The 8,286-nt window shown below is 47.1% G+C and carries 4 protein-coding genes and 1 tRNA gene; 1 reads left to right on the forward strand and 4 read right to left on the reverse strand.

Annotation, left to right across the window (positions count from 1 at the left end):
• Positions 1 to 5: 5 nt before the first annotated feature.
• From AAB400_04595 to AAB400_04605, 3 genes are all read right to left on the reverse strand, one after another.
• Positions 6 to 77, reverse strand: a tRNA-Arg gene (locus AAB400_04595).
• A gap of 26 nt (positions 78 to 103) precedes the next feature.
• Positions 104 to 1,150, reverse strand: a complete 1,047-nt coding sequence (locus AAB400_04600) for a PilT/PilU family type 4a pilus ATPase (protein ID MEK7649158.1) — start codon at positions 1,148 to 1,150, stop codon at positions 104 to 106.
• 18 nt (positions 1,151 to 1,168) lie between these two features.
• Positions 1,169 to 3,046 (reverse strand): SpoIID/LytB domain-containing protein, encoded by a 1,878-nt coding sequence (locus AAB400_04605; protein MEK7649159.1) that lies wholly within the window; start codon positions 3,044 to 3,046, stop codon positions 1,169 to 1,171.
• Between the two features lie 100 nt (positions 3,047 to 3,146).
• On the opposite strand from AAB400_04605, the gene AAB400_04610 reads away from it, so the two are divergent.
• Positions 3,147 to 4,583, forward strand: coding sequence for a flippase (locus AAB400_04610; GenBank protein ID MEK7649160.1), 1,437 nt, complete (start codon positions 3,147 to 3,149; stop codon positions 4,581 to 4,583).
• A 2-nt stretch (positions 4,584 to 4,585) separates the two neighbouring features.
• Here the strand turns inward: AAB400_04610 and AAB400_04615 are convergent, their stop codons facing one another.
• A complete protein-coding gene (locus AAB400_04615) occupies positions 4,586 to 8,158 on the reverse strand; it encodes a Kazal-type serine protease inhibitor domain-containing protein (GenBank protein MEK7649161.1) in 3,573 nt (1,190 codons plus the stop codon).
• Positions 8,159 to 8,286 lie beyond the last annotated feature (128 nt).

The raw sequence follows: 8,286 nt of genomic DNA on the forward strand, positions 1-8,286 counted from the left end.
TCATATGCGCCCGGAGAGAATCGAACTCCCATCTTCAGGTTCGAAGCCTGACATCCTATCCGTTGAACGACGGGCGCAAAAAAGCTAAAGAAACGGGAAGCTGCTACGGCCGATCGAGAAGCGATGCCTGCTGCATGAACATCTGCGCATCTTCTTTTCGTATATGCCCGTGACGATACAATAATGCCAGGGAGGTGTCCATAGTTACCATTCCTGCGCTCGTACCGGTCTGCACAACAGATGCAATGTGTTCAATTTTATTTTCGCGGATTAGATTTGCAACTGCTGGTGTGTTCATGAGCACTTCGCGCGCCGGAATGCGCCCACCCCCAATTCTGGGCAGCAGCCTTTGGGAAATAATGCATTTCAGCGTGAGGGCAAGCTGGAGGCGGATCTGGTTCTGCTGATCTCCACCAAACATATCGATAATCCGATGAATGGTCTGCGCGGCATTCAATGTATGTAGTGTAGAGAAAACCAAATGCCCCGTCTCTGCGAGTGTAATTGTTGCCGCGATCGTTTCGGGATCGCGCATTTCGCCAACCATGATGATGTCCGGATCCTGGCGAAGTACATAACGCAATCCATCACGAAATGACGGCATATCCACTCCAAGCTGTCTCTGGCGGATAAGCGAATGGCCGAGTGGAAAGATATATTCAATTGGATCCTCAAGTGTTACAATATTCTCCGTCCGCGATAGGTTTATCTGCTGCAATAGAGATGCAAGCGTTGTTGATTTTCCCGACCCCGTTGGACCCGTCACCAGCACCAACCCCTCTCGCAAGCCGACAGTGCCAAATCCCTCCATGGGCATACCTATTTCTTGCAGTGTCGGGATTGTCGGTTGAATAATCCGTGCCGCAAGCGACGCGCTCCCCCTCTCGCAGAAAAATGTCACCCGAAATCGATGAGACGTATCAAACTCATACAGCAAGTCGAAATCTTTGCATTGCATGAGGCGCCCATGCTGCCCTTCATTGAGCATTGCCTCTATGAGTGTTTCGATTTCTTTTGGAGAAAGAATAGGCATACTCCCAATTTCAATAAGCATGCCGTCAACACGAACAATGGGGCGGCGGTATGCCGCAAGATGTATGTCGGATGCGCCCAGCTTGATGCTTTCTGAAAAAATATCATTGATCGTCATAGTATAGTAGGAAAGGTGTTAGTAGCGGCGATGAAGTTCAACGCCGGTGTAGTAATACGTGAGTATTTCTTCAAAAACTTTTCCGGATAGCGCCATCGCAACAGCGCCGCGCGCCGACATGCCCACGCCATGCCCCAAAAGCGGCAACCCTTTATTTGTCGGGTCATCTTTGCCGACAAGCCACGGGTAGGGGCCGCCCGCCCATACTTCTTCCCAATTGCGCGTGCGCCCATCGCTTTGGGAAAAATACGGAGTAATGGCAAGACGCCCGCCATACATCACTATCACACCCTTAGTTTCCTCAACTGCGCGGGATACCTGGGGAAGACGCAGCTCTGCCCCATATCCACGATACACCTGATCGGCATCCGTCGTACGAACAGTGAATCCTTCAGACGCATACTTCGTTCCCCTATTAATATGATACTTTGCATAGGTGCGGGCCGCAACAATCAATGCCTTATGGTATTCATAGGGAGCATTGTTAGAGCTTTCGGCTATGCCTTTCAGATACTGCTCAAGGAATAATTCGTTAATCACCCACACACGGTGCGTAAGAGGCGCATGCCGCACCTCAAGCACACCACGAAAGAGGTTGTCATTCAACGAACGGTTCCATGACGGGCGATGTTCGTATGATTTTATTTCAAAAATAATATCCCGGTCGGGTTGTCCCGTGGCAGTTGCTTCGGCACTCGAAAATCGTACAAAGCTCGCTGCAGTGCTCGTTGCCGACGCATCTGCAATGATAAAAAGTGCTGATGCGCTATCAAACGAAATAGTAACATCCGATTGGGCGGTTTCATTTCGCACAACCGTACCTGTACTATCCGAAATACTAAATGCCTTATTTGCTGTGATAACAATGGGTTCGGCGCTTGAAAACAATCCCGCTCGAATAAGGGGTTCGGACTCCTGCTTACTATCGATAATGCCGGGACGCACCAATATACTCTGTGTGGATGTGGCGCTCTCGCTGCCGACTGCATTTCCAGTTTCGGAATTAAGAAGATCAAGCTGTTTTGAAATCTCACTGTTTATACTGTCAGACGAACGAGTGAGTGTAGCAGTGGGGGGATTTACAACAGTTAAAGGAACATCAAATTGCGTTACGCTGAGAGGCGTGTTGTTTTGATACAGCATAAAACGCTCGGAAAACGAACCGGCAACAATAGGTGCATGGACAACAAATGAAACGATAATGAGTTCTCCCGGTTGCACGGTATCTTTCAGTGCCGTAACGGTAGTGCCTGACTCCCAGCTTGCATCTGCAAAATAACTTTCGCGAGCAGCGCGGGCGCGCAAAGCAAGTTTACTCTCGGCATTCCATGGCTTTCCTCCGGTATTTTTAAACCCGACTCGAAAAACTGTTTTTTGATTACGGACGAGCGTAAGCGCTTGCGTACTTTGAATCAGGCGAGTTGCGGATACCGGCGCATGTATTGTTGTGGTTGCTGAAGCAACAGATTTTGGCGGCACTTTTTTTTGTTTCTGCACATCAACTGCCAATGCAATAGGTGATGTGAGCGCATGCGTACCATCTCGAGTCAAATAAAATGATTCCGTATACCGTCCGTATTTGTCCGGGGCTTCAATAATAAATTCCACATATCCGATCCTTCCGGGCGCTATACGCTCTGTGAGACGCGCTGGTATGGTACGCGTTGTCCACGAGGGCGCAGAAAACCAACTTTCCCTTTTTGCAAAAGATCGGATAAAGAATGTTTTTGCGCCGGGTATCCATGTGGTCTTTGATGTATTTTTAAAACCAATACGGTATTTCATACGTTCACCCGGCAAAAGGGTTGTCTGATAGGCGCTTGCAACAATCGCTATGCCCTGCAGTGAAGGCTGCGCTGCATTGCTCGGTTGCGCCGCATTTGCTATAGTTGCCAAAGAAAAAAGCCCGCTCGCCGCCAAAGCACAGCACAACACACTCTTACTCTTATTCCCCAAGAGATAGCGTAGTATCATGCGGGCAGTATACCCCATTTTCATGTCACTTTCCAGACGCATTGCAGCAAACACATTCCTCCAAGTTGTTGCTCGATCACTCGGCATTGTATTCGGCGTCATCGCTTTCTCCATGATGACCCGGTACTTGGGCAAGGAAGAATTCGGCGCTTTTACAACCATTACGTCATTTTTGCTTTTTTTTGGATTCATGGCCGACTTGGGGCTCTATGTTGTCACTATCCAATTATTATCTGAAAATAACCAAGATCCGCAAAAAAACTTTTCCAATCTCTTTGCCTACCGTTTTGTCACAACGACACTCCTCATTGCTCTTGCCCCGCTCGTCTCTCTTGCCTTCCCCTATCCCGCGGTGATTAAGTGGGGAATTGCGCTAACGGCATTTTCCTATTGGTGTAGTTCGTTCATCCAATTTTTCACAGCGCTGTTCCAGACGCATATTCGCATGGAAATCCCGAGTAGCGCCGATATTGCCTCGAAGCTGCTCATGATCGCAATTCTGTTTCTCACAATGCGGTATAACTGGGGGCTCTCGGGCGTTCTTTGGAGTCTTATTCTCAACAACATTCTTCAGGTTGCAATGCTCGCCATCGCATCGCGCTCATACGTACATCTCTCATTTCGTTTTGATTGGGATGTTTGGAAGGAAATATTCAAACGCAGTTGGCCCATCGCGCTTTCTATTATGTTGAATGTTATTTATCTGAAAGCCGATATCATTATTCTTTCACTTTACCGCGACCAATCCGAAGTCGGCCTCTATGGAGCGGCCTATCGGGTCATTGAGGTGCTGATTGCTCTGCCCTTTCTCTTTATTGGCCTTACCTTATCGAGTTTTGCGCGAAGTTGGTCAGAGAAAGATCGCAGCGCATTCGCACGATACTACCAAAAATCATTTGACTTCCTGGTCATGTGCGCTGCTCCGCTCGTTGTGGGGGCATTGTTTCTAGGTCCCAGTGGTATGGCATTTCTCTCCGGCAAAGCATTCGAGCAATCGGGCGAAATACTGAGAGTTCTTATTATTGCCGCGGCAACTGTTTTTCTCAGCGCGCTCTATGGAAATCTCATCAATATTATCGGCAAGCAGCGCGTAATGATCTGGGGGTATTTGTTTTCCGCACTTGTGGGTATGATCGGATATTTTCTTTTTATCCCAATGTATGGATTTTGGGCAGCTGCATGGATCACCGTCATTACTGAATTCACTATCCTCATCATTTCCGCATGCATTGTCACGCACACAACAGCAGTAACACTTTCTTTTACGAATGGATGGAAAATACTACTGGCAAGCGCGGGAATGGCCTGTGTGTTTTTTGTAGCGCAAAACCTCTACTTTGCTCTCCAGGCTTCTTTGGGTGTTGCTGCATACGGCACACTCTTATATCTCAGTGGGGCAATCAACAAGGAAATGTTTCGGTCGCTGATTGCTAAGGGCGCAACAAGAGTGGAGTTGTAATATTATTCCAAAATTATAAGCTGTCCTTCACCCGTTGGGTTATAGCCATTTTCTATTTCGAGTCCATCGATATAGCCATCACCATCAGAATCTGGGTTGTTAGGATTAGTCGCGTAGTCTTTTTCGTCTTCATCTGCCAAAAGATCTTTGTCAGAATCTTTCTTGCGACTTGCGCCTGAGTAAGTAATAGCCTGCATAGTATTCCATTCATCGGTTTTACCGGGTTTGCGGCCATAGATACCCTCAAAGGTCGCGATGCCGCGTGTTTCACTTTTGAGATTGCGGTTTTCCGCAGCTTGACGCAAACCATAGGCCATCACCATGATCGCAGCCCGATCATTGGCATTATGCATATTTGCAACACGCTTAAAAATCCGCTTAAACTGCGTTTGCGAAGTGCGTTCGGCTGCCTCATTGCGCTCGGAAGGAAATCGCCCATTTGCAATGCGAATCATGTCTTCGAGTTCTTTGTCGGAATCAGGAAGTTTGCCGTATGCTGCCTGATACGACCCCACGACTGCCGCTCGTTCACCCGCTCCCAGCCCCTTTGTATTAGAATCAACGCCATAGGTAACAAAGCTCGTAAGCGCTTCTCGCATTCCCTCGCTCAATCCTTTTAATTCAGCAGAAACTTTTCGCAGATATTTCAACTCTGTTTCCTGCTCTTTCACTTTATCCCGAAGCTGTTGTAATTCGGAAAGAATCACATCAAGCTTACGATCGGAAAGCAAGCGGACTTTTTCTTCGATCCCGCGCGCTTGTTCTTCCCTGCTTGCATCCGATTTCTCTTTCACTTCTTTCGGCTTGAGATATTTTTCCATCTCTTTTACGTCAGATGTGACATACTCCCATCCATCATCAAGGCACGAATTTGGAAACTGCTTATACTCGCCTGTTTTTGTGTTTCTCCCAAGTGTCATAACTGTTGCGCATACTTTTGGCTCTTCTTTTTTTGTGAGTACACCGGTCGTGAACTCTCCGGTTCGCTGCGCAGTGCGCCCATCAGAAGGATCAACAAGCGTCAGTTCATAGCGATAGGGTGTATTCGGCTCAAATCCTGAAATGCTTACCGACGTTGAGGGAGAACTATTCTTTTCCTGAAAAATCTGCTTTTCAATAATACTGGCTCCTGTTGATTTTTTGAAAACATTCAATTTCTGATACAGTGTGCCATCAGCCGGAGTATATCCGTAATCATAGGTAACGTACTGTGTCGTGGGATCTCCTTGATCAAACACTTTGACACTAGAAAGATGGATGGGTCCACTCGAAGAAGGGGCGGTTTTACCATCAACGATTGCAACGAGCGTGCGTATAGTCTGCTTTTCTTTAATAAAGCAGTTTAAAGTATACTTTGTCGTCACGCTTGGTGACATCGTTTGTGTACCGGAGGTTTTCCGTACGGAGGCGTTAGCACTCCATACATTACTCTGATCCCCTTCGAACACTCCGTTCTGTAAAATATCTGCATACGACTGACATGATGCTGCGTTCGTATTCCATGAAAGGCGCACGGATTCTCCTTTTTTGAGGAGATACTTATCGGCCTGGAACGACACAACAGGGGCTACAGCATTGGATTTGAGAATAACATCAACCATTGTGCCTGGTCCTGGCCCATCGGCATTGAAACACTGAATGCCGTAAAGCGTCGTATCGTCCTTTGGAATGACCGCTTCAGATCCGGATGGCTCTTTTTTTCCTGACCATCCGCCGCTTGCAGTACAGTAATCCGCCTGTGTGGAAGTCCAAGTCAAAACAACCGGCGATCCGGGATCAACGAGCGTGTTTAGCGTTGAGAGTGAAACAGTAATTGCTCCCCTCTTTCCTTGAACGGGCGAGGAAAAGCTTGATGTGGTAAATGTATCTCCAAAGCTTGTATTGATATCCTGTGTTGCTCCGTATTTATAGGCAGTAACAAGATACTTATATATTTTGTTTGGCTGGAGTTTCTTATTAAAGACTCCGGGGCTAACGTAGATTGACCTTAGTGTCCCATTTCCCTTAACCGTAGCAGACATATGGGGTGTCTGAGTGATTGAGGTATTGGGAGATTCCCAAAGCGAAATAACAATTTCACTAAACGGGTGGCTTACTTGAATCGCAAATGATCGTTCTTCTTCAGTCGCTTTTCCAAGGGCATCAAGTTTATCGAGACGAACTGAATCAATTTTATATGAAACACACTCACCCCTATAGGCTACACTCATCTTTGCTCCAGCCGCTAGGCAATCATTGCTATAGGTCTTATTATCTTTGCCACAAACCGGATCAATATAGGCAGGACAAAGAATCAATTCACTTGTTGTTGTGAAGGAGATCGGATGTGTTTTAAAGGTAGTATCCGTTTCGGTATCGTTGTGAATGTAGGCGTGGATTGTAGCTGTATAATTGGTCTCCGGTTTGAGATTTTCCACTGCTATCTCGTGGCTTGTTTGCGGATAAGATTGGGTACTGAAAGAAAACTGCGATTGTTGATTGCCTTGCTTGTACTCCACTGCACTGCCGGTTGGAACATTTGTTTTCCATGTGATAATCGCATAGGTGTCGCCGGGTTTTATAACAACATCAGAAGCCATAATCTCTGGTGCGGTAAAAAACTGTCCAGTATACGTTGCTGTTTTACTGGTAGCTCGGTCTTGCCCCTCAACGATATACTGAAACTTTCTCCCCCTTGGAAGATCATTATATCCTCCTGCTGCAAATGTCTTTTGCGTGGAAGAATAGAGATGTGACGCATATTCTTGCGATCGCGTATAGTCGCTATTCAACTGCGTTCCGGCCTCATTATATGATGTAACGCGCGTTTTAACATTGATTGCAGGACGAGAGAAAGTGACGTAGATATCCCGTGCATATTCGAGTCGCGAGCCATCCGACATAGTTGGGGTGCCCACTCTTGTTGTCTCGATTTTGAACTCGGTATCAATCGTGATGGTGCCGTTATAGGTCGCCAGATCAGCTGTGGTTGCGCCTTGTGCAGTAATCGTGTATGCATATGATTTTCCTGTCGCGGGACGCGCAGGCCCATCAAACGTAAATGTCAGTGTAGAACCCGTAATCGCCGTAGATGGAAGAAACATACTTACTTTACTTGCAAAATCGGCAGGACTTGCCGTCTGTTCATGCAAAACGATTGAGGCGACAGTAGGGGTGCGTGTAGCTTCTGCAACAACAGTGACTTTATCCGGATCTGTTGAGGTCACTTTTGCGGAAGCAATCGCAAGTTCTCCGCGCTGTTTCTGTGTGCCAGATGATCCTATAAAAGGAGTAAGGATGCGAGGTGTGCTCTTCGCGCCGCTCGCGTCAGAGCATACGAGCTGAAATCGTCCGAGTCCGATTTCTGAAGGATAAAAACTATACGAACCTGATGCTTCTTTATTCCCGAGCCAGTTTCCATCGGCGGTGCAGGATGTGGCGTCTCGTGATGACCACGTGATTGTTGCAAGCTCGCCCTCGATCAGAAACCTCTCGCCGGTTATATTGAAGGATGTAATTTCAGGCCCTGCTGCCCAAGCGCTTGAGGGTGGGAAGACAAGAAATGCTGCAAGAAGCAAAGAAATTGTTTTTTTCATATCCGATTGTTATACGTGAATAAATAAGCATTATTTAGTATACCATGCTGTCCAAGGGACATACATTCCCCACATGACACCAAAAAAAGTACGAACCGCAGACCTCTCAGCGGGTAGGCGCTTGCAGA

The sequence above is a fragment of the Patescibacteria group bacterium genome (genome assembly GCA_038065255.1).
Taxonomy (GTDB): domain Bacteria; phylum Patescibacteriota; class Patescibacteriia; order JACQRZ01; family JACQRZ01; genus JBBTRI01.